The sequence below is a fragment of the Cupriavidus sp. C2SS-8b genome, from assembly GCF_057073745.1.
Window position 1 is genome coordinate 910,645 of sequence record NZ_CP172717.1, and the last position, 20,972, is coordinate 931,616.

General features: G+C 66.3%; 18 protein-coding genes. 11 read left to right on the top strand and 7 right to left on the bottom strand.

The window, feature by feature from the left end; genetic code table 11:
• Positions 1-66: 66 nt before the first annotated feature.
• On the bottom strand, positions 67-1,035 hold the full coding sequence (locus tag ACIGJB_RS21125) for a threo-3-hydroxy-L-aspartate ammonia-lyase (protein WP_483734236.1): 969 nt from the start codon (positions 1,033-1,035) through the stop codon (positions 67-69).
• Between the two features lie 263 nt (positions 1,036-1,298).
• Here ACIGJB_RS21125 and ACIGJB_RS21130 point away from each other — a divergent pair, with 263 nt between their 5' ends.
• Both ACIGJB_RS21130 and ACIGJB_RS21135 read left to right on the top strand, forming a co-directional pair.
• A complete protein-coding gene (locus ACIGJB_RS21130) occupies positions 1,299-1,904 on the top strand; it encodes a J domain-containing protein (RefSeq protein ID WP_483734237.1) in 606 nt (201 codons plus the stop codon).
• 107 nt (positions 1,905-2,011) lie between these two features.
• Positions 2,012-3,097, top strand: a complete 1,086-nt coding sequence (locus ACIGJB_RS21135) for a mechanosensitive ion channel family protein (RefSeq protein ID WP_483734238.1) — start codon at positions 2,012-2,014, stop codon at positions 3,095-3,097.
• Positions 3,098-3,104: 7 nt separating this feature from the next.
• On the opposite strand, the gene ACIGJB_RS21140 is transcribed toward ACIGJB_RS21135, so the two are convergent.
• The 3 genes from ACIGJB_RS21140 to ACIGJB_RS21150 all read right to left on the bottom strand — a co-directional run bounded on the left by ACIGJB_RS21140 (position 3,105) and on the right by ACIGJB_RS21150 (position 5,127).
• Entirely contained in the window at positions 3,105-3,524 is a 420-nt protein-coding gene (locus ACIGJB_RS21140) for a hypothetical protein (RefSeq protein ID WP_483734239.1), read from the bottom strand.
• Positions 3,525-3,542: 18 nt separating this feature from the next.
• On the bottom strand, positions 3,543-4,094 hold the full coding sequence (locus tag ACIGJB_RS21145; RefSeq protein WP_483734240.1) for a superoxide dismutase family protein: 552 nt from the start codon (positions 4,092-4,094) through the stop codon (positions 3,543-3,545).
• A gap of 91 nt (positions 4,095-4,185) precedes the next feature.
• Positions 4,186-5,127 (bottom strand): LysR family transcriptional regulator, encoded by a 942-nt coding sequence (locus ACIGJB_RS21150; protein WP_483734241.1) that lies wholly within the window; start codon positions 5,125-5,127, stop codon positions 4,186-4,188.
• A 355-nt stretch (positions 5,128-5,482) separates the two neighbouring features.
• Here ACIGJB_RS21150 and ACIGJB_RS21155 point away from each other — a divergent pair, with 355 nt between their 5' ends.
• From ACIGJB_RS21155 to ACIGJB_RS21185, 7 genes are all read left to right on the top strand, one after another.
• Positions 5,483-6,406 (top strand): alpha/beta hydrolase, encoded by a 924-nt coding sequence (locus tag ACIGJB_RS21155; RefSeq protein ID WP_483734747.1) that lies wholly within the window; start codon positions 5,483-5,485, stop codon positions 6,404-6,406.
• Between the two features lie 180 nt (positions 6,407-6,586).
• Positions 6,587-7,828, top strand: coding sequence for an efflux RND transporter periplasmic adaptor subunit (locus ACIGJB_RS21160; RefSeq protein WP_483734242.1), 1,242 nt, complete (start codon positions 6,587-6,589; stop codon positions 7,826-7,828).
• Positions 7,829-8,024: 196 nt separating this feature from the next.
• A complete protein-coding gene (locus ACIGJB_RS21165) occupies positions 8,025-11,216 on the top strand; it encodes an efflux RND transporter permease subunit (protein WP_483734243.1) in 3,192 nt (1,063 codons plus the stop codon).
• A gap of 11 nt (positions 11,217-11,227) precedes the next feature.
• Positions 11,228-12,718, top strand: a complete 1,491-nt coding sequence (locus ACIGJB_RS21170; protein ID WP_483734244.1) for an efflux transporter outer membrane subunit — start codon at positions 11,228-11,230, stop codon at positions 12,716-12,718.
• A gap of 104 nt (positions 12,719-12,822) precedes the next feature.
• Positions 12,823-13,380, top strand: coding sequence for an SRPBCC family protein (locus tag ACIGJB_RS21175; protein ID WP_483734245.1), 558 nt, complete (start codon positions 12,823-12,825; stop codon positions 13,378-13,380).
• Positions 13,381-13,554: 174 nt separating this feature from the next.
• Positions 13,555-13,986, top strand: coding sequence for a hypothetical protein (locus ACIGJB_RS21180; RefSeq protein WP_483734246.1), 432 nt, complete (start codon positions 13,555-13,557; stop codon positions 13,984-13,986).
• Positions 13,987-14,075: 89 nt separating this feature from the next.
• Positions 14,076-14,537, top strand: coding sequence for a DUF2127 domain-containing protein (locus ACIGJB_RS21185; RefSeq protein ID WP_483734247.1), 462 nt, complete (start codon positions 14,076-14,078; stop codon positions 14,535-14,537).
• Between the two features lie 91 nt (positions 14,538-14,628).
• Here ACIGJB_RS21185 and oxlT read toward each other — a convergent pair whose 3' ends face one another.
• Both oxlT and ACIGJB_RS21195 read right to left on the bottom strand, forming a co-directional pair.
• Complete coding sequence (gene oxlT, locus ACIGJB_RS21190; RefSeq protein WP_483734248.1) at positions 14,629-15,948, bottom strand: oxalate/formate MFS antiporter; 1,320 nt, start codon at positions 15,946-15,948, stop codon at positions 14,629-14,631.
• Between the two features lie 659 nt (positions 15,949-16,607).
• Entirely contained in the window at positions 16,608-18,551 is a 1,944-nt protein-coding gene (locus ACIGJB_RS21195) for an ExeM/NucH family extracellular endonuclease (RefSeq protein WP_483734748.1), read from the bottom strand.
• Positions 18,552-18,706: 155 nt separating this feature from the next.
• Here ACIGJB_RS21195 and ACIGJB_RS21200 point away from each other — a divergent pair, with 155 nt between their 5' ends.
• Positions 18,707-18,997 carry an antibiotic biosynthesis monooxygenase family protein gene (locus ACIGJB_RS21200; protein WP_483734249.1) on the top strand — a complete coding sequence of 97 codons (291 nt, stop codon included), beginning with the start codon at positions 18,707-18,709 and terminating at the stop codon, positions 18,995-18,997.
• A gap of 12 nt (positions 18,998-19,009) precedes the next feature.
• Positions 19,010-19,642: a CDP-alcohol phosphatidyltransferase family protein gene (locus tag ACIGJB_RS21205; protein WP_483734250.1), complete on the top strand. Its 633-nt coding sequence runs from the start codon at positions 19,010-19,012 to the stop codon at positions 19,640-19,642.
• A gap of 18 nt (positions 19,643-19,660) precedes the next feature.
• Here ACIGJB_RS21205 and ACIGJB_RS21210 read toward each other — a convergent pair whose 3' ends face one another.
• Positions 19,661-20,971: an MFS transporter gene (locus ACIGJB_RS21210; RefSeq protein WP_483734251.1), complete on the bottom strand. Its 1,311-nt coding sequence runs from the start codon at positions 20,969-20,971 to the stop codon at positions 19,661-19,663.
• Between the last annotated feature and the right edge of the window lies 1 nt (position 20,972).

Consider the following 20,972-nt stretch of genomic DNA (forward strand, 5'->3'; position numbering starts at 1 on the left):
CCAGGGCAACCGGACTGGCGCTCGCCAGTCCATGACGGCAGGCCGGATCGCACCGGCCTGCAGCGCTTACGCGGACACCAGTTCGCAGAAACGCTCGAGATCGATATTGCCGCCGCTGATCAGGATGCCTACCCGCTTGCCCTTGAGCGCATCCGTCTGCTGCAAGGCCGCGGCCAGGCCCAGGCAGCCCGTGGGCTCGACGATCATCTTCATGCGCGACGCATAGAACTTCATCACCTCGACCAGCTGGGCATCGGTCGCCGTCAGGATATCGTCGACGTCGCGCTTGATAATGGCGAAGGTGTACTCGCCCAGGTGCTGGGTCTGCGCGCCATCGGCAATCGTCTTCGGCGTGTCGATATGCACGATCGAACCCCTGCCGAACGATTGCTGGCCATCATTGCCCGCTTCGGGCTCCACGCCATAGAGCTTGCATTGCGGGGCCAGCGCGCGCGTCGTCAGCGCCGTGCCGGACAGCAGGCCACCGCCGCCCAGCGGGCAGAAAAGGGCGTCCAGCGCGCCGACTTCCTCGAACAGTTCGCGTGCCGCGGTGCCTTGTCCGGCCAGGACGTCCGGATGGTCATAGGGGGGAATCAGCGTGAAGCCGTGCTCGCCGGCCAGGCGGCGCCCGATGGCCTCGCGGTCTTCGGTGTAGCGGTCGTAGCTAACGACGTTGGCGCCGTAGCCCCGGGTGGCCGCCACCTTGGCCGCGGGCGCATCGTGCGGCATCACGATCGTCGCGGGAATGCCCAGCAAGCGGGCCGACAGCGCGATGCCCTGCGCATGGTTCCCCGACGAAAACGCGACCACGCCCGCGCGGCGCTGTTCCGGGCTGAATTTCGACAGGGCGTTGTAGGCGCCGCGGAACTTGAAAGCGCCCATGCGCTGGAAGTTCTCGCACTTGATGAAGACCTCGGCGCCGAGCCGCTCATCGAGCGTGCGCGAGGTATTGACCGGCGTGCGATGCGCGACGCCTTCCAGCCGTTTGGCTGCGGCCTCGACGTCGGCGTAGGTGGGGAGATCCAGTGTGGTCATGGGAGGGTCCGTTCAGCGGGTAGCGGGGATGGAGCGGCAGGGCGTGTGGCGCTGCGCAGATTGGAGTTAAACAGTATGTCTAATATTGTAATAACCGTCAATATTGGCGGGATTGGCGTCTCTTTGGATGCGCCGCCATGACGCGAAGTAGCGCCTGAGGCAGTTTAGTCGCTGCATCGGTGTGGATGCGCCCTTGTGGCGCGGGGTATCCACGAAATCGCATGCTAGGATGAACCCTTCCGCAGCCGCTGCCCCCTCGGCCAATGACCACCCTGTACGCAACCCTCGGCGTCGAATCGGACGCTACCCTGGACGAGATCAAGCGCGCCTACCGCCGTGGCGCCATGAAGTGGCACCCTGACCGCAATCCTGGCCGCGAGGCCGAGGCGCATGCGGCCTTCCAGGAACTCCGCGACGCCTACGCCATCCTTTCCGACGCGGAGCAACGGCGCGTCTACGACGACGTGTTCGCGCAGGAGATGCGCCGCTGGCAGGCCGAGCACGCGGAGCAGGAAGCGCAGGAGCGGGCGGCGCAGCGCGAAGCCCAGCGTATCGCGCAGGAGCATTACGAGAAGATGGTCGCGATGGCCATGCGCTTTGCCGGCGCTGGCCACAACCGCGATGTCCTGTTCGGCGTGCTGCTTGGCCAGGATTGCGAGGCCGACCTTGCCGCGCGTATCGCGGACAGCGTATGGGCCTTGCAGGAGTCGCGCCGCGCGCATGCGCAGGCCGCTGACGCTGACGAGCCGGAGATGGCTCCGGAGGAACCGGCCTCCGCGGCGCCACAGGCGGAAGACGCCAGGCGAAGCGATCGTCAACCAGGCGCGTTTGAGTCGTTCTGGCAGGGCTTGTTCGGTATTCGCTCCTAGCGCCAGGCTGGCGGCCGCCAGCCTTCCCGAACAGCGTTCGGGACGCTTCTTCGCGCATTTTCCCGCGCATTTCTCCGCGCATTTCCCAGCCTGTTCAAGGATGACCGATGGATATTGGATTCCTCCTCGCACACCCCTGGTTTGGCACATGGGCAGCCGCCGTGGCCGCTGTGTTCGTCGCGCTGATCGTGCATCGCCTGGGCGGACTGCTGCTGTTGCGCCTGACCCGCCCGGCGCCGGTGCTGCATGCGATCGTCAGGAAAGCGCGCGCGCCGTCGATCGTCGTGCTGCCGTTGCTGGCCTTGCAGACCGTGTGGCAGGCGGCGCCGGACGAACTGCGCTGGATCGACTCCGTGCGCCATCTCAATGGCCTGTTGATGATTGCGGCGACGACATGGCTGGTGGTCCGCATCATTGCCGGCTTCGCGCAGGGCGTGATGGATCGGCACCCGGTCGATGTCGTGGACAACATGGGGGCGCGGCGCATCCATACGCAGACGCGCGTGCTGTCGCGCATTGCGATGACGCTTGCCATCGTCATGGGTGCGGCCATGCTGCTGATGACCTTTCCTGGGGCGAGGCAGGTCGGGGCCAGTCTGCTTGCTTCAGCCGGCGTGGTCGGGCTGATCGCTGGCTTCGCGGCCAAGCCCGTGTTCAGCAATATGATCGCGGGGCTGCAACTCGCGCTGACGCAGCCGATCCGGCTCGATGATGTGCTGATCGTCGAAGGCGAGTGGGGCCGCGTAGAAGAAATCACCGGGACGTACGTCGTGATGCGGCTGTGGGATGAGCGACGTTTGATCGTCCCGCTGCAGTACTTCATCGAGAAGCCATTCCAGAACTGGACACGCAACAGCGCGCAGATCATGGGCTCGGTCTTTTTCCACGTCGACTACGGCATGCCGCTGGCACCGCTGCGCCAGGAACTGGAGCGCGTCGTGCACGCCGCGCCGGAGTGGGACCAGCGCTTCTTCAACCTGGTCGTCACCGATGCCACCGAGCGCACCATGCAGCTTCGCGTGCTGTGCACCGCGGCGTCGTCGGGGCTGGCGTGGGACCTGCGCTGCCGCATCCGCGAAGCGCTGATCGACTTCATGCAGCGAGAGTTCCCCGAGCACCTGCCGCGGCTGCGCTTCGAGCGCGATGCCGAGGCGCAGGCCGCCATGCCGGCTCGCGCCTTCAGCGAGGCCTGAACGCACGTCAGGGTTTGCGGCTGGCGTTGGCCGCGTTGGCCTTCCATTCGCGGAACACCGTGTCCAGGCACGCGGCCGACTTGCAGCCATCGCGCTTCGCACGGAATGCGGTGATATCCGTTTCGCTCACTTGCCCCGCCTTGAGCATGCGCTGCTGATCGGCATAGATGCGTTGATAACCCATGGAAAACAGCGCGGATTCGCAGATCAGGCGGTGCGATGGCATCTGGTTTTGGGGGGCCGCTGCCGGATCGCAGTCGATGTCGGTGGCGTACGCGTTGCCGGCAAGCGAGAGGCCGCAGGCAGCGAGGCAAAGCAGGAGGTGGCGGAGCGGGCGGGGCATGACAGGGAATCGGGAACGGCCCGCTATGGTAAGGCCAAAGCGGGCGGCCGGCGCGATGGCGGCATCAGCGATGCGCCGGCCCATGCAGCGGGTCGTCCAGGCTCAGGACGCCGCCACCACCCCACAAGCAATGCGTCCGCCCGCATTTCCGGTCGGCTGCGTCTTGTAGTCGTCCGGGTCCTTGTGCACGACCACGGCGCGGCCGATGACGCTGTTCGGGCCGGCGCCCACGGTCAGGTCAGGCAGCAGGAAACTTGCGCGCGCATTGCCGTTCGCGTCGGCCGTCAGGTTGTTCATGTCGCCGGCATGGTGGTCCGGCATGGTCATCTGCCCGTGCTGCTTGCCAGCCGGATTGAAATGCCCACCGGCGCTCATTGCGTCGGGCGCCGAGCAGTCGCCCTTTTCGTGCACGTGGAAGCCATGCGTGGTGTTGGGCGGCAGGCCGGTGACCGACGCCACCATCATCACGCCGCCGGACTGCTGCGTGAAGGTGACCGTGCCGCCGGTGCTGGTGCCGCTCTTCGGCGTGAGCGCCGCGGTGGCCCTGGCACCGCCGGTACCGCCGGCACTGCTCGTCATCCCCGTACCGGCGCAGCCCGCCAGCGTCATCGCTACCGCTGCCGTGGCCGCCAGGCCGAAAAGTGCGCGTTTCATCGGAACCCTCCCTTTGACGTTATTGCGGAAGAAACAGTATAGGATGCGACGCCTGCCCACGGGCGCTCGTTGAGCGGCTTATCGGACGGTCCTATGCGGCCAGCTGCGAGACTGGGCTGGGCTGCGGCGCGGCGCCGAAATGCGGATGCCGCGCGAAGATGTCCGCAACCCAGTTGACGAAGACCCGCACCTTGGCCGACAGGTGGCGGTTCTGGGGGTACATCGCGGAGATCGGCAGTTCCTCGGTCTGCCAGTCGGCCATGACCTCCACGAGTCGGCCGCTGTCCACGTAGGGCTCCGCCATGACGCGCGACAGGCAGGCCAGCCCGTGGCCGGCCACCGCGCATTCGACATAGATCTCGCCGTCATTGGTCGAGATCGCGGAGGGCAGCAGGATCTCGGTGCTTTCCCCGCCGCGCGCGAGCTGCCATGGCCATTCGCGTCCGGTGCGGTTGGACAGGTGGTTCACGGCCTTGTGCTGGGCCAGGTCGGCGAGTTCGTGCGGGGTGCCGAAGCGGTTCAGGTAGATCGGCGATGCGTAGAACGCCAGCTTGAGCTGGCCGACACGGCGCGCCACCATCGATTCGTCCACCGCGCCCACGCGCAGCACCACGTCGACGCCTTCCTGCAGCAGGTCGATCGGCTTGCCGTTGATGGTCAGGTCCAGCTTCAGTTCCGGGTAGCTCGTGAAGAACTCCTGCAGGTTCGGGATCAGCGCGAGCCGCGCCAGCGCGGCGGTGGTGTCGACCGACAGCGTGCCCTTGGGGGATTTGTTATGGCGCGTCAGCGACTGCTCGGCCTCTTCCACATCGGCCAGGATGCGCACGCAGCGCTCGTAGTACGCTGCGCCGTCGCTGGTCACGCTGATGCGCCGCGTGGTCCGGTGCAGCAGCTTGACCCCCAGATGGGTCTCCAGGTTCTGGATCAGGCGGGTGAGGGTGGCCTTGGGCAGGTCGAGCGAATCGGCGGCACGCGCGAAGCTGCCCATGTCGACCACCCGGGTGAAGGCCTGCATTGAGACGAGACGATCCATGATGTGCTTCCGACCGATGTTTGCTGAGGGCTCGCCGAACGGGGCGACCTGACTGATGCTATGCGGGCTGGCAGCCGGGGATAGGCGCGTCAGGCGGTGTGACTGGCTGCCCGGCGCCTGCGACTGGGGCGCTGGCCGGCTGCGCCCGACAGGGGAGCAACCGCGAGAGCGGCAGTGAATCACATTTTCCAAGACCTTGTCATGCGTGGGGTCTCAGCGGGCCGATTATTCCAAACGCGGAACAGTGCGTTGGCAATCTCTCGCTTTATCCCATCGGCGTCAATCACCATAATCCATTCCATCGCAACACATGATAGGCGTGCCAATGGATTTCGGCACGCCCGCCAAGGTGCCCATGTCCCAGTCGCCCAGCCAACGTTCACCCGCCGCCCCGCCGGCTCAAGGCAACGGGTCGGCGCGCGTCGTGGAACACAGGATCGCCAGCGGCGAGCGCGAGATCTCGGTGTGCGTCTGCTACCCCCCGGGCTATCCGGGGCTGGCTACGGAAGGCAGCGCGTTGCTGCCGTGGCTGGTGTACCTGCACGCGGGCGGGTTTGTGGACGGCGGCCTGGAGAAGACCCGGCAGCTGGTGCAGTCGCTGGCGGCGTCGGTGCCCGCGGTGGTGGTGACGCCGGCGTATTCGCTGGCGCCCGATCATCCGTTCCCGGCCGCGCCCGAAGACGCGTTCAGCACCGTGGAATGGGTGCTGCGCTACGCGCGCCGGCTGAAGGTGGACAAGACCCGCTTCGCGCTGGTCGGCGAGGAAGCCGGCGGCAACCTGGCGATCGCGCTGTCGCAGATGCTGCGCGACCGATGCGCCGCGCAGCCGCGGGGGCAATGGTTGATCCGCCCCGTGACGGACCCGTGCCTGCAGCACGCGTCATGCACGGCTGGCGGGCAGGTGCCGCTGGAAACCCTGCAGCGGCTGGCCTGCAACTATCGCGAATACCTGCCGACGCCGGCCGCCAGCGTGCATCCGTATGCCGCGCCGGCGCTGGCCTCGCGCCTGGCAGGGCTGCCGCGCACGCTGGTGCAGGTGGCCGAAGTGGACGCGCTGCGCGCTGAAGGCGAAGCCTTCGCGGGGCGCCTTGCCAAGGCCGGCGTACCGGCCGAGGCCATGATCATGCCCGGCGCCTGTGGCGACGGGGTAGAAGAGTCCCACGAGGATTGTCAGTCGTGGGTCGACGAAGGTGCGCGGTTCCTGCGGCGATGTCTGGCCGCGGCCGACGACACCTCATCCCGGCGCGAAAGCCGGACCCGGAACGAGCCTCCCGGCTGAGGCCTTCCGGGTAACACCGCCAGCCGGTACTGATGCCGCCAGCACAAACTGCGCGGCATCCGGCAAACAGACTTGCTGATCTGTCCGACAAGCTCCGGACCGCAATCTTGCGGCCCGGTGGGCGGCGTTCGCGCTTTTGCTTTCCCAGTTGAAGAAAACCCGCAACAGGAGTGAAGAAAAATGAGTATCCAGAATCGACGCACGTGGATCGCGATAGCGATCGTGATCGTCCTCGGCGCCGGCGTCGCCACCTCCATGCTGCGGCCGTGGCATGGCGGCGAGGCGCATGCCAATACGCCGCCGCCGGCCCCGACCATCGAAGTGGCCAGCGTGGTCGGCAAGACCATCACCGAATGGGATGAGTTCTCCGGCCGCATCGAAGCGGTTGACCGCGTGGAGATTCGTCCGCGCGTCTCGGGCACCATCGAAACCGTGCATTTCCGCGAAGGCTCGATCGTGAAGAAGGGCGACCCGCTGTTTACCATCGACCCGCGTCCTTATGCCGCTGAAGTGGCCAAGGCCGAAGCCGCGGTCGCCGCGGCCCAGGTGCGCGCTTCGCACGCGCAGACGGAAAAGGCCCGCGCCCAGCGCCTGCTCGACGACAACGCGATCTCGCGGCGCGAGTTCGACGAGCGCATCAACGCGGCCAGCGAAACCTCGGCCGACGTGCGCGGCGCGCTGGCGGCGCTGGAAGTGGCGAGGCTGAACCTGAGCTATACGCGCATCGTGGCGCCGGTCACGGGCAAGGTATCGCGCGCGGAAATCACGGTCGGCAACCTCGTGGCGGCCGGCACTGCGTCGCCGCCGCTGACGACGGTGGTGTCGGTCTCGCCGGTGTATGCGAGCTTCGAAGTGGACGAGCAAAGCTACCTGCGCTACACCGCGCCGGGGGCCGGCGGCGGCAAGGACGGGCTGCCGGTATTCCTGGGCCTGGCCAACGAGGACGGCAATCCCCATGAGGGCAAGATCCATTCGGTCGACAACCGGCTCGATACGCGCAGCGGCACCATCCGCGTGCGCGCCGTGTTCGACAACGCCGATGGCCGCCTGCTGCCGGGCCTGTATGCGAAGGTCAAGCTGGGTGGCGGCGCCCCGCACGATGCCGTGCTGATCAACGACCGCGCGATCGGCACCGACCAGGGCAAGAAATTCGTGCTGGTGGTGGACCAGGCCAACAAGCTGGCCTATCGCGAAGTGGACCTTGGACCGACCTATGAAGGGCTGCGCGTGATCCGCAAGGGCCTGAAGCCTGGCGAGAGCGTCGTCGTGAACGGCCTGCAGCGTGTGCGCCCCGGCGATACGGTGGCGCCGAAGCCGGTGTCGATGGCATTCCGCAGCGAGCTGGAGCCGCGGGCTTCCGCGCCCGATCGCAAGCAGGCTGCGAGCGGGAAAGGCGAAGCAGACTTGAAGCCTGTGAGCTGAGGCATGCAAGCCAATGGTTTCCTTCCCTCTCCCGCTGAGGGGAGAGGGGGCCGGCCTGAGCGATGTTTGATGCTGTCGTAAATGGCAGCCACCTGAGTCCGCACTACCAGCGCCCTAATTTGTATCGTCCCCCAAGCTGTTGATGGTGCCCGCCACAAGCGGGCCGCCAGGGGGAGCGCTTTTTTCAGAGACCAAGATGAATCTCTCGAAATTCTTTATCGACCGCCCGATTTTCGCGGGCGTGTTGTCGGTGCTGATCTTCCTGATCGGCGCCATCTCGATGTTCAAGCTGCCGATTTCGGAGTACCCGGAAGTGGTGCCGCCCTCGGTCGTGGTGCGCGCGCAGTTCCCGGGCGCCAACCCGAAGGTGATCGCCGAGACCGTGGCCACGCCGCTCGAAGAGCAGATCAACGGCGTCGAGGACATGCTGTATATGAACTCGCAGGCCAACAGCGACGGCTCGCTCACGCTGACCGTGACCTTCAAGCTGGGCACCGACCCGGACAAGGCGCAGCAGCTCGTGCAGAACCGCGTGTCGCAGGCCGAGCCGCGCCTGCCGGAAGACGTGCGCCGCCTGGGCATCACCACGGTCAAGAGTTCGCCGGACCTGACCATGGTGGTCCACCTGGTCTCGCCGAACGACCGCTACGACATGACCTACCTGCGCAACTACGCGCTGATCAACGTGAAGGACCGCCTCGCGCGGATCCAGGGCGTGGGCCAGGTGCAGATGTTTGGCTCGGGCGACTATTCGATGCGCGTCTGGCTGAACCCGGAGAAGATCGCCGAGCGCAACTTGTCGGCATCTGACGTGGTCAAGGCCATTCGCGAACAGAACGTGCAGGTGGCGGCCGGCGTGATCGGCCAGTCTCCGACGCTGCCGGGCACCGACCTGCAACTGTCGGTGAACGCGCAGGGCCGCCTGCAGACCGTGGAGGAGTTTGGCGACATCATCGTCAAGACCTCGCCCGACGGCGTAGTGACGTACCTGAAGGACATCGCGCGCATCGAACTCGGCGCCTCGGAATACGCGCTGCGTTCGCTGCTGGACAACAAGTCCGCGGTCGCGATCCCGATCTTCCAGGCTCCCGGTTCGAACGCGATCCAGATCTCGAACGATGTACGCAAGACCATGGAAGAGCTGAAGCAGAACATGCCGGAAGGCGTGGACTACAGCATCGTCTATGACCCGACGCAGTTCGTGCGCCACAGCATCGAGGCCGTGGTCCATACGCTGTTCGAGGCCATCCTGCTCGTGGTGCTGGTGGTGATCCTGTTCCTGCAGACGTGGCGCGCATCGATCATCCCGCTGCTGGCGGTGCCGGTGTCGATCGTCGGCACGTTCGGCCTGATGCATGCGTTCGGCTTCTCGATCAACGCGCTGAGCCTGTTCGGGTTGGTGCTGGCGATCGGTATCGTGGTTGATGATGCCATCGTGGTGGTGGAGAACGTCGAGCGGAACATCGAGGAAGGGCTCACGCCGAAGGAAGCCACCTACAAGGCCATGCGCGAAGTCAGCGGCCCGATCATCGCCATCGCGCTGACGCTGATCGCCGTGTTCGTGCCGCTGGCCTTCATGACCGGCCTGACCGGCCAGTTCTATAAGCAGTTCGCGCTGACGATCTCGATCTCGACGATCATCTCGGCCTTCAACTCGCTGACGCTGTCGCCGGCGCTGTCCGCCCTGCTGCTGAGGGGCCACGACGCGCCCAAGGACTGGCTCACGCGCGGCATGGACAAGGTGCTCGGCGGCTTCTTCGCGCGCTTCAACCGCTTCTTCGGCCGCAGCTCCGACAGCTATGGCCGCGGCGTGAAGGGCGTGATCCGCCGCAAGGGCTCGGTCTTCGGCGTGTATGCGGTAATGCTGGTGGCCACCTGGGGCGTGTTCCAGATGGTGCCGAAGGGCTTCGTGCCGGCGCAGGACAAGCAGTACCTGGTGAGCTTTGCCAAGCTGCCGGATGGCGCCACGCTGGACCGGACCGAGGATGTGATCCGCCGCATGTCGGACATCGCGCTCAAGCATCCGGGCGTGGAATCGGCGGTGGCGTTCCCGGGCCTGTCGATCAACGGCTTCACCAACAGCCCGAGCGCCGGCATCGTCTTTGTCACGCTGGACCCGTTCGAGAAGCGCAAGGGCAAGGCGCTGTCCGGCGGCGCGATCGCCGCGGACCTGAACAAGCAGTACGGCTCGATCCAGGATGCGTTTATCGCCGTGTTCCCGCCGCCGCCGGTGCAGGGGCTGGGCACGATCGGCGGCTTCAAGATGATGATCGAGGACCGCGCCGCACTGGGCTATGACGCGTTGTTCGAGGCCACCAATGCCTTCATGGGCAAAGCGCGCGCCACGCCTGAACTGGCCGGCATCTTCAGCAACTACCAGGTCAACGTGCCGCAGCTGGACGTGCAGCTCGACCGCACCAAGGCCAAGCAGCTCGGCGTGCCGGTCACCGACGTGTTCGAGACGCTGCAGACCTATCTCGGCTCGGCCTACGTGAACGACTTCAACAAGTTCGGCCGCACGTACCAGGTCAAGGTGCAGGCGGATGCGCAGTTCCGCCAGCATGCCGAGGACATCCTGCAGCTCAAGGCGCGCAGCGCCAGTGGCGAGATGGTGCCGCTGTCGTCGCTGGTGAAGGTGAAGCAGGGCTTTGGCCCGGACAGCGTGAGCCGCTACAACGGCTTTACCGCGGCCGACATGAACGGTGGCCCGGCCCCGGGCTTCTCGTCGGGCCAGGCGCAGGCCGCGGCGGAGCGGATTGCCGCCGAAACGCTGCCGAAGGGCATCGGCTTCGAGTGGACCGAGCTGACCTACCAGGACATCCTGGCCGGCAACGCGGGCGTGTGGATCTTCCCGCTGTGCGTGCTTCTGGTGTTCCTGGTGCTGGCCGCCCAGTATGAAAGCCTGACGCTGCCGCTGGCGGTGATCCTTATCGTGCCGATGAGCCTGCTGGCCGCCATGACGGGCGTGTGGCTGACGCGTGGGGACAACAACATCTTCACGCAGATCGGCTTCATCGTGCTGGTCGGCTTGTCGGCGAAGAACGCGATCCTGATCGTGGAATTCGCCCGGGAGCTGGAGCACCACGGCCGCACCGTGGTGCAGGCCGCGATCGAAGCCAGCCGCCTGCGCCTGCGCCCGATCCTGATGACCTCGTTCGCGTTCATCATGGGTGTGGTGCCGCTGGTGGTGTCGACCGGCGCCGGGGCGGAGATGCGCCATGCGATGGGCGTGGCGGTGTTCGCCGGCATGCTCGGGGTGACCTTCTTCGGCCTGTTCCTGACGCCGGTGTTCTATGTGGCGCTACGCTTGCTGGCGACGCGCAAGCAGCGCCGCGAGGCCCTGGCCAACCATGCATCGGCCTCGCACGCCATGCCGTCCGCAGAGTGATGGTGATCAATATGAAGAACGTGATGACGCAATACCTGCCGAGGCTGGCCACACTGGCCGCAGCGCTGGTGCTGGCGGGCTGCTCGCTGGCGCCGACCTACAAGGTGCCGGAAACGCCCACCGCCGCGACCTTCAAGGAGGCCGATGCCGCGGCCGCCGAAGGCGCGCAATGGAAGACCGCGGCGCCGGCCGAAGGCCAGCATCGCGGCGACTGGTGGAAGATTTTCGGCGATGCCGAACTCGACCGGCTGATCGACGCGGCCAACACCTACAATCAGGATCTCGCTGCCGCGGCGGCGCGTCTCAAGCAGGCGCGCGCGTTCACCGGCGCCACGGAAGCGGACCTGTATCCGCAACTGAGCGTCGGTCTGGACCCGACCCGCGCCCAACCCTCGGCGGCGTCGCAGGGGCTGCCGGACGGCACCCGCGTCGCACCGCAGACCGTGCTCAAGGCCCGCGCATTCGCCAGCTACGAGCTGGACCTGTTTGGCCGGGTGGCCAGCAGCGTCAACGCGGCGCGCGCCGAAGAGCGGGGCGCCGAGGATCTGTATCGCTCGGTGCAGCTCGCGCTGCAGGCCGATACGGCGCAAGCGTATTTCGCGCTTCGTACACTCGACAGCGAACGCGAACTGCTCAACGCTACGATCCAATTGCGTGAAGATGCGCTGTCGTTGCTGCGCAAACGCTACCAGGCGGGCGAGACGACGGACCTGGACCCAGCCCGCGCCGAAGCCGAACTTGGCACGGCGCGCGCCGACCTGGCCGGCATCGAGCGCCGTCGCGCCAACCAGGAGCATGCGCTGGCGGTGCTGACCGGCGTATCGCCGTCGCAGTTCGGCCTGGCCGCGAAGCCGTTCGACGCCGCACCGGTGGCCGTGCCCGCGGGCCTGCCGTCGGAACTGCTCGAACGCCGTCCCGACATCGCGGCGGCGGAACGGCAGATGTCGGCGGCCAATGCCCGCATCGGCATCGCGAAGGCTGCGTTCTTCCCGCGCATTTCGCTGACGGCGCTGTTCGGCTTCGAGTCGGCGGACCTGTCGAACCTGTTCAAGTGGTCATCGCGCACGTGGGCACTCGGACCGCTCGTGGGCTCGACCATCGCGCAAACGGTGTTTGACGGTGGCCGCAACAGCGCGAACCTGGCCGGCGCGCGTGCCGGGCATGAGGAAAGCGTCGCGCGCTACCGCCAGACCGTGCTGGTGGCCTTCCGCGAAGTCGAAGACAGCCTGGCCGATGTCCGCTGGCTCAGCCAGCAATCCACGGCGCTCGACGGCGCACTGGCTGGCGCAAGGCGGGCCCAGCGCATTTCGCGCAGCCGTTATGACGCAGGCGCGGTGGACTACCTGACCGTCATCGACGCCGACCGCACGGTGCTGCAATCGCAACGCGACGCCAACGCCGTGGCCGGATTGCGGGCCGCGGCGACGGTGGCGCTGGTGCGCAGCCTCGGCGGAGGGTGGGGGCCCGTTCCGGCATCGGAAGCGGTGGCTTCCACGCCCTGACAGCGGCGGTCGTCCTGGAGGCGGCGGGGTGGCGCGATGCAATCGGTTCACTACACTGAAAGCAATGCGCCACGCCACCGAACGTGCGTGCGCCTCACGCCTCCATGCGACGACACAAGACGCTGTTCTGGATTTTGATTGCAGTAGCCACAGGCGCCGCCGCTTTGTTCGTGCCGCTGCCTTGGGCCGACACCACGCGCATCCGCAATGAGGTGGTCATTGCCCGGCCGCCGGCGGCGGTGTTCGACTACGTGTCCACGCCCGGAAACTGGCCGGCATGGCACCCGTCTTCGCTGGGCGTGGCGGGTGCCACCGATCACTCGCTGCGCCCCGGCGAGCGCGTGACCGAGACCTTCGTGGTGGCGGGACGCAGCGGCGTGGTGGTGTGGACCGTGACGAAGAGCGAGCCGCCCCGAACCTGGCGGATCGAAGGCGAGATCGCGGGACGCAAGGCCGGCTCGGTGGCCTATACGCTGACCCCGGCCCTCACGCCTTCACTCACGCCGAGCGAGGAAAGCACGCGCTTCGAGCGGGAATTCAGCTACCAGTCGCCCACCTTGCTGTTCGTCCTGCTCAACCGCCTGATGCTGCGCCCACGCATCGAGGCGGAATCGGCGGAAGCCGTGAGGCGGCTCAAGGCAAAGCTCGAAGCCTCGCGTTGACCAGGCGCCATGCGCCTTGCGCCGCGCCAGGATCCGCACTAAGTTGAAATTACCCTCCTGGTCGGCCGCGGCCGGCCGCAGTCCGCGGGGATCACATTGCCGGCTCCGTTGCGCGGCTGGCTGGTGGTCTGCGGAGCGGCGTGACGTGATGACGTGGTGACGCGAAAAGGCCAAATGAAAACCCCACATCTTCCGATGCATGCCGCACAGGTACGCGCTGTGAGCCTGGCACTGGCGGCGGCGCTGGCCTTGTGCTCAGCCATGGCGTTGCGGGCCCAGCCGCAGGAAACCGGATCGATCACCGTGGGCGGATCGGCGCATGTGCGCGGGCCGGTGACTGTGCACGGCACGCTGATCGTCGCGGGACGGGTGCATGCGCGCGGCCCGCTGTCCGCCGCATTTTTCTCCGGCCCCGCCACAGCCCGGGGGCTGCCCTATGCAGCGGGCTACCTCAAGGTCTTCAACGGGCCGCTGACCGTGCATGGCAACCTCGTGATCAAGGGCGACCTCAATGTCGACGGGCCCATTTCCGTCGATGGCCCGCTGGAAGCGAACGGCGGCATTGAAGCGGATGGCCCGATGCAGGAGCGCGAGTACGCACGCTGACGCGCGCGCATGGCCAGGGCAGTGGTGTCCGGGGCGGCCCGTATTGCACAATATGGGCCTCGGATCACACCCCACCCCGGAGCCACGTCATGGCGAAGCAGGACATATTCGGCCTCAGGACCATTGCGCTGTTCGAAGCGGCCAAAGGCGCGCTGGTCATCGTGGCCGGCCTGGGGCTGGTAGCGTTTCTCCACCGTGATGCGCAGGCGCTGGCCGAGTCGATCATCATGCGGCTGCACGTCAACCCGGCCAGCCGCTACCCGACGATTTTCCTGGCCTTGCTGTCGCACCCGAGCGATGCGCGCCTGTGGGCCATCGGCGGCTCGGCTGCGGTGTACGCGCTGATGCGCTTTGCCGAAGCGTGGGGACTGTGGCACCGGCTGGCCTGGGGCAACTGGCTGGGCGTGTTTTCCGGCGGCATCTACCTGCCTCTGGAACTCTACGAAGCGTTGGTGCATCCGAGCTGGATCCATGCAAGCCTGGCCGTGGCGAATCTGCTGGTGGTGCTGTACCTGGTGAAAGGGCTGGCGCGCCACGAAGTCAAGTCGTGACAGCCGAAGGGCGGGGAACAAGCCGGTCCAGACCAAAGAGCGGGCTTCCGAAGAAGCCCGCTCTTTCATTGCGATGCCGATGCCGCGCGTGTCACGCCGGAACCTGCGCACCCGTCGCGGCCATCTCCTTTGAATGAAGACTCCTTGCCGTGGCCACATGCGCCGCCAGGACCGGGCGCAGGACCATCATGGCCAGGCACGCGGCGGTAAGGTCCATGGCGGCGACCGTGTAAAGCACGGTTGACCACGTGCCGGTGGCCTCCATCAGCAGGTTGCCGATCGGGACAAACAGCGCGCCGATGCCCTTGGCCGTGTAGAGCACGCCGTAGATCTTGCCGATGTGCTTGGTGCCGAACGCATCGCCGGCCAGCGCCGAGAACAGCGAATACACCTCGCCCCAGGCCAGGAACACCACGCCGGACAGGATCAGGAACGCATACGGATTGCTGCCGAAGTACCCGAGCGCGATGATGCCCAGGCCCTCCAGCGTGAACGCGATGACCATGGTCTTCTCGCGGCCGATATTGTCGGAGACCCAGCCGAACAGCGGACGCGAAATGCCGTTCATGATGCGGTCCAGCATCAGCGCGAGCGGCAGTGCGGCCATCACGAAGAAATGCAGGTCAACCTTGAACTCCTTCACGCCAAGGTCCTTGGCGATGACGCCGAGTTGCGCGACGGCCATCATGCCGCCGGTGACGACCAGCACGAACATCACCAGCATCAGCCAGAACAGTTTCGTGCTCATGGCTTCCTTGAGCGTGTAGTCGCGCGTGGCCTGGACCAGCTTCTGCGACGCCCTGACTTCATTGGCCTTGGGCGAGCGCAGGAACCATGCCGCGACAAAGGCGAGCGATCCTTGCAGGATGCCGAAGAACAGGAAGGTGGGCTGGAAGCCGGACGACTCGATCATCGCCGCGATCGGGAGAATCGTTGCCGCGGAGCCCGCGCCATAGCCGCCTGCTGTCAGGCCCACGGCGAGGCCGCGACGATCCGGGAACCACTTGAGCGCATTGTTGATGCAGGTCGCGTAGATCGAACCCACGCCAAGACCGCCGACGGCCGCGCCGATGTAGAACCCCATCAGCGTGGTGGCCTGTGAGTTGATGACCCACGCCGTGCCGATGAAGATCGCGCCGAACGCGACCATCATGCGCGGGCCGAACTTGTCGATGAAGTAGCCTTCGATCGGCGCGAGCCAGGTCTGGACCAGCACGAACACCGTAAAGGCAATCTGGATGCTGGCGCGGGACCAGCCATAGGTCTCCTGGATCTCCGGGACAAACAGCGTCCACGCGTACTGGATGTTCGCCGTGGCGATCATGCAGACGACGCCGACGAACAGCTGCATCCAGCGCGTGCGTTCGGAACCCTGCTGCGGGCGGAGGGTTGCTTCCGACGGATGATTCATTGCGCGCTCCTTGTATCGGTTGATTCAGCCGGTTCAATGGCGCAGGCCTGCGTCGGCAGGCGGATTTCTGGGGGTCTGGCGCGGGTCGCTGTCATATTCATGTCTCCTGTTCCATCGGCTTATCGGTTTGGGTATTTCTGCATTTTCAGGACGTAAAATACCCTGGCTCTCCGGTATATATTCCGGCTGCCGAAAATGGATCAAAATGGATTTTTCAGATCGACCGATCTGGTTTCCGGCAAATGGTTGAATAAATGTCTGGTTGTACCTCTCCAAAAATCGCGTGCTTATCGCCAGATGACAAAATTGTCATGTTCTCTTGTGCCAGAGCGCCTTGGCGCTCCGCATAGGGATACACAATATGTGATATATCATGCAAGTCAAGAGAAAAAGAACATCCAGATATTTATGTGAATGTATTTATTCAGAGATGTTGTGGAAAATGCGATTGACGCGTGTTCGGAATGAACCGCTACGCAAAAAAAAGCCCGCAGGCTGGGCGTGCGGGCTGAGGCGCGTGTCCGACTCCACCACGAATCGGCGACACGTATTGCGCGGATAGAAATATAACGCTGTGATGCGGCTCGATTGATTATTGGATTATATTTTTGTGAAGTTGTATTGGGGTTTTCTCTTGGTATTTTGAAGGCGATCGGCTCTCACATCGACCGGCGGCGCAGCGCCGGTATGACGAGCGCCGTACTGGCGGCGAGCAAGATCGCCAGCAGCGCGACGGCGCCGACACTGCCGCCGCCGCCTTCGGGCTCGGCCACGGCGTTGCCGCCTGCGCCCTGGGCGGGTGCGGTGTCCGGCGCGGACGCGCGCCAGGACAGGTCCACCAGCACGGGGTCGTGATCCGAAGCACGCCAGGCATCCGGCGCGTAGTAGCGCTGCTGCTGGGCAGCGCTGCGATACGCCTGCGCATAGGCAAAGGCAGCGGGTTCGTCGGCATTGACATGCCAGATGCTGATGCTCCGGACGCGCCGGGCAAGGGCAGCGTCGGCCAGCGCGTAGTCGAGGTAGCCCGCCTGGCCCTCGAATACATAGGTGTAGGCGTCGCGTCCGGCCAGCCTTGCCACCATGTCTTCGTATCCCTCTTCTGCCAGCAGTCGGATCGGCTCTTCCCGGGCGTAGCTGTTGAGGTCGCCGATCACCAGCGTGCCCGCGGCAGCGACGCCGGTTGGCGAGCTCTTGAGCCAGTCGGCCAGCGTCCGGGCCGCACGCGAGCGGGCCGCGTTCCAGCAGCCCTGGCCGTCGGCCTGGTCGCGCTCGGGTCCCTCGGCATCCGCGCAGCTCTTGGACTTGAGGTGGTTGACCACGACGGTGAACGACTGCGAGGGATTGCCGACTGGCGCGAATGTCTGCGCGAGCGGTTGCCGGCTGCGTGCTTCCAGCACTGTGGTCGCAGGCGTGCCAAGCGGCATCACGGTGCGCTGGTTATAGAGCAGCGCGACCGAGATAGCATCCAGGCCAAGCCTTGGCGTGCCGGGCTCGACGGCGCGCCAGTCCGGTCCTAGTTGGGACGCAAGGCGCTGCACGGCGCTGCGCGGACCAAAGCCGTTGTTCTCCACCTCAATCAGGCCGATCACGTCTGCGTCGAGCGCGCGCAGTGCCGCAAGCAGCTTGGCTTCCTGTCGCGCGAAGTCGGCGGCGTTGCGCGCGCCACGGTTGTCGGGCGCATCGAAGCCGCCGCCCTGGCCATTGCCGTTGAAGTAGTTGAGCACGTTGAACGCGGCCACGCGCGCGTCGGTGCCGGCGGCTCGTATGGGGGCGGGCTGGCGTGGATTGGCGGCAGTGAACCGGATCGGCGCCGCACCGGGCACAGGCTGCAAGCGCCAGTTGCCGTAGCGCTTCTCCAGCACGCCGCGCAGGGCGGTCACGGTGTCGCCGGCACGCACCGGGTTTGCGGTGCTCAGTGCCGGTGCGGGGTAAGGAACGATCGCGGGGTTCTGCTGGCTGGACCCATCGTCGAGCACCAGCCGGTTCAGCGCGTTGTCTGCCGCAAGCTGCGCGGCACCTTCACGCGGCGCGGCGATCGCGGTGGGAATGTGCAGGCGCCCGTGTCCGAGCAGCAGGCTGCCATAGCGGCCCAGGTCATGCGTGTCGTTGACGGTCAGCGTTTGCGGCACGGTGACCAGCATCCCCTCGAGCGCCCTCGGTGACATGTCGTTGGAGAAGGGCAGGGCGAGAGTGGCCGGCGTGACCGAGCGCCCGGAAGCGCAGACCGATGGCAGGCCCGACAAGGCCAGCTGGGTTTGTCCGTAGCGCTCCTCCACGGTGCCGGCCAGCCGCAACTGGTCGCCGGCGCGCGCAGCGTAGCGCGGCGCGTAGACGAACAGGCCCTCGGATACGCCCGCCCGATGCTGTCGCTGCGCGTCGGCCTGCTGGACAAAGAAGCCCATGAACCCATCGGGACCACTGTAGTCGGCCGTGACCACCGCCTCGATCTCCACCAGCTTGCCCGCCAGCGGGGAAGTGGCCGATGCCGCCCGCACGTCGGCGATGAAGGTGGACGGCGCACCGCACGGCGCAGCGGCCGCAAGGGCACAGGTGGCGTGACCGGCGAAAAACAGTCCGGCCTTCAAGGCATTCAGTGGCTTCATCGACATGGCGTTCCTCACGGATTCAACGGAAGCCGCGATGCTACGGTGCGCGAGTAACGAAAGGATTGCGGCCACGACCCGCGCGCTCGATCGTGCTAAGGTAGTGTCATCCCGCCGGCATGCGTCGGCAGCCCCCAACCACACACAGGGACATCATGATCAAGGAAATCGCGCAAATCACCGTCAAGCCCGGCAGCGAAAGCCAGTTCGAGGAGGGCGTGGGCAAGGCCAAGCCGCTGTTCCTGCGTTCGCGCGGCTGCCACGGCGTGCAATTGTTCCGCTCGATCGAGCAGCCGCAGCAATACACGCTCGTGGTCGAATGGGAGACGGTCGAGAACCACATGGTGCATTTCCGCGAAGCGCCTGAATTCCAGGAGTGGCGCGCGCTCGTCAGCGACTGCTTCGCGGCGCCGCCGCAAGTCGGCCACGTGTCCAAGGTTCTCTGAGCCGGCTCCCCGATGCCGACGCCTCAGGAGCGGCCCCGCCATTTCTCCATGCTGCGCGAGCTGCAGCTTGCGGACGTGTTCACGCTGGGCAATGCCGCCTGCGGGATGGCATCGGTGTTCTTCGCCATGTTCTATGTGGCCACGCCGACGCCGTCGCATTTTTTCACGGCGGCCGCGCTGGCGCCGCTGGCCTTCATCTTCGACGTGCTGGACGGGCGCATCGCGCGCTGGCGGCACCAGCATTCGGCGCTCGGGCGCGAGCTCGATTCGCTGGCCGACATCATCTCCTTCGGGGTCGGCCCGGCCACGCTGGCGTTTGCCGCCGGCATGCGCGGCGGCTGGGACCTGGCGGTGCTGATTTTCTTTGTCTGCTGCGGCGTCAGCCGGCTCGCACGATTCAACGTCACCGCGGAAACGCTGTCGGCCGGCAGCGACAAGGTCAAGTATTTCGAAGGCACGCCGATTCCCACCAGCGTGCTGCTGACCGGCGTGCTGGCCTGGTGCGCCGCGCAGCAACGCCTCGACGTGGCGCTGCCCGGCGGTTCATGGACCATCGGCCCCGCGGACTTGCACCCGCTGGTGCTGCTGTTCGCGCTGTCGGGGTCGCTGATGGTCAGCAAGACCCTGAGGATCCCCAAGTTCTGACGCTGTGGCGCGCCGCGGTCAGCCGTTAGCGGCTTGCGCCGCGGCCGCATTGCCTGACGTCGCGGCACGCCTGGCGAACAGTGCCAGCAGCGCCGCGACGAAGCACGCCGCGCCCGCGGCATACAGCGCCGGCGTATAGGTCAACAGCAGCGTACGGCTCAGGCCCGCGCCGAACGCCGCGGTGGCCGCGCCGATCTGGTGGGCGGCAAAGATCCAGCCGAAAACCATTGGCGCGCGATCGCGGCCGAAAGCGGTGGCGGCCAGCTTGACCGTGGGCGGTACGGTGGCGATCCAATCCAGGCCGTAAAACATCGCGAAGATCGACAGGCCGTACAGCGTGAAGGTCGAATGCGGCAGCCACAGCAATGACAGGCCGCGCAGCCCGTAGTACCAGAACAGCAGCTTGCGGCTGTCATAGCGGTCCGACAGCCAGCCGGACAGGATGGTGCCGACAAAGTCGAACGCGCCCATCATGGCCAGGGCCGAGGCGGCCGGCACGGGGCCCATGCCGAAGTCTCCGCAGAGCGCGATGAAGTGGGTCTGGATCAGCCCGTTGGTGGACAGGCCGCAGATGAAGAAGGTGCCGGCCAGTACCCAGAACGTCTGGTTGCGCATGGCATCGCGCAGCACGACGAAGGGGCCGCGCAGCGTGAGCGGGGCGGGCGGTGCGGCAGGGGCAACGGCGACTGCAGCGGGCACTTCGCCGAATGCGGCCAGACCGACGTCGGCGGGCCGGTTGCGCATGAACGCGAACACCAGCACGGCCAGTACCGCGCAGCCAACCAGCACCGGAAGCACCGCGACACGCCAGCCCATATGTTCGATCAGCCAGGCGGCCAGCGGCAGGAATGCGAGCTGGCCGGTGGCCGAGCTGGCCGTGAGCAGGCCGATCACCAGCCCGCGCCGCGCGCTGAACCAGCGATTGGCCACGACGGCACCCAGCACCAGCGCGGTCATGCCGGAGCCGATGCCGAGCATCACGCCCCATGCCAGGAACAACTGCCACAGTTGCGTGACGACGGTGGCCAGCGCCATGCCGCCGGCAATCAGCGCCAGCGCTGCGCAGACTACGTTGCGCACGCCAAAGCGCTCCATCAGGATCGCCGAGAACGGCGCCATCAATCCGAACAGCGCGAAACGGAAGGCCAGGATCGATGAAATCTGGTCCGTGTTCCATCCCATTTCGCGCGTCAGCGGCTTGAGGAAGGCGCCGGGCAGGCCTAGCGCTGCCGACGTGGTGAGCATGACTAGGAAGGTGACGGCGGCGATGAGCCATGCATAGTGGATGCCGCGCCGGTCGAGCCGGCTGGAAATTGCCTGGGCGAACATG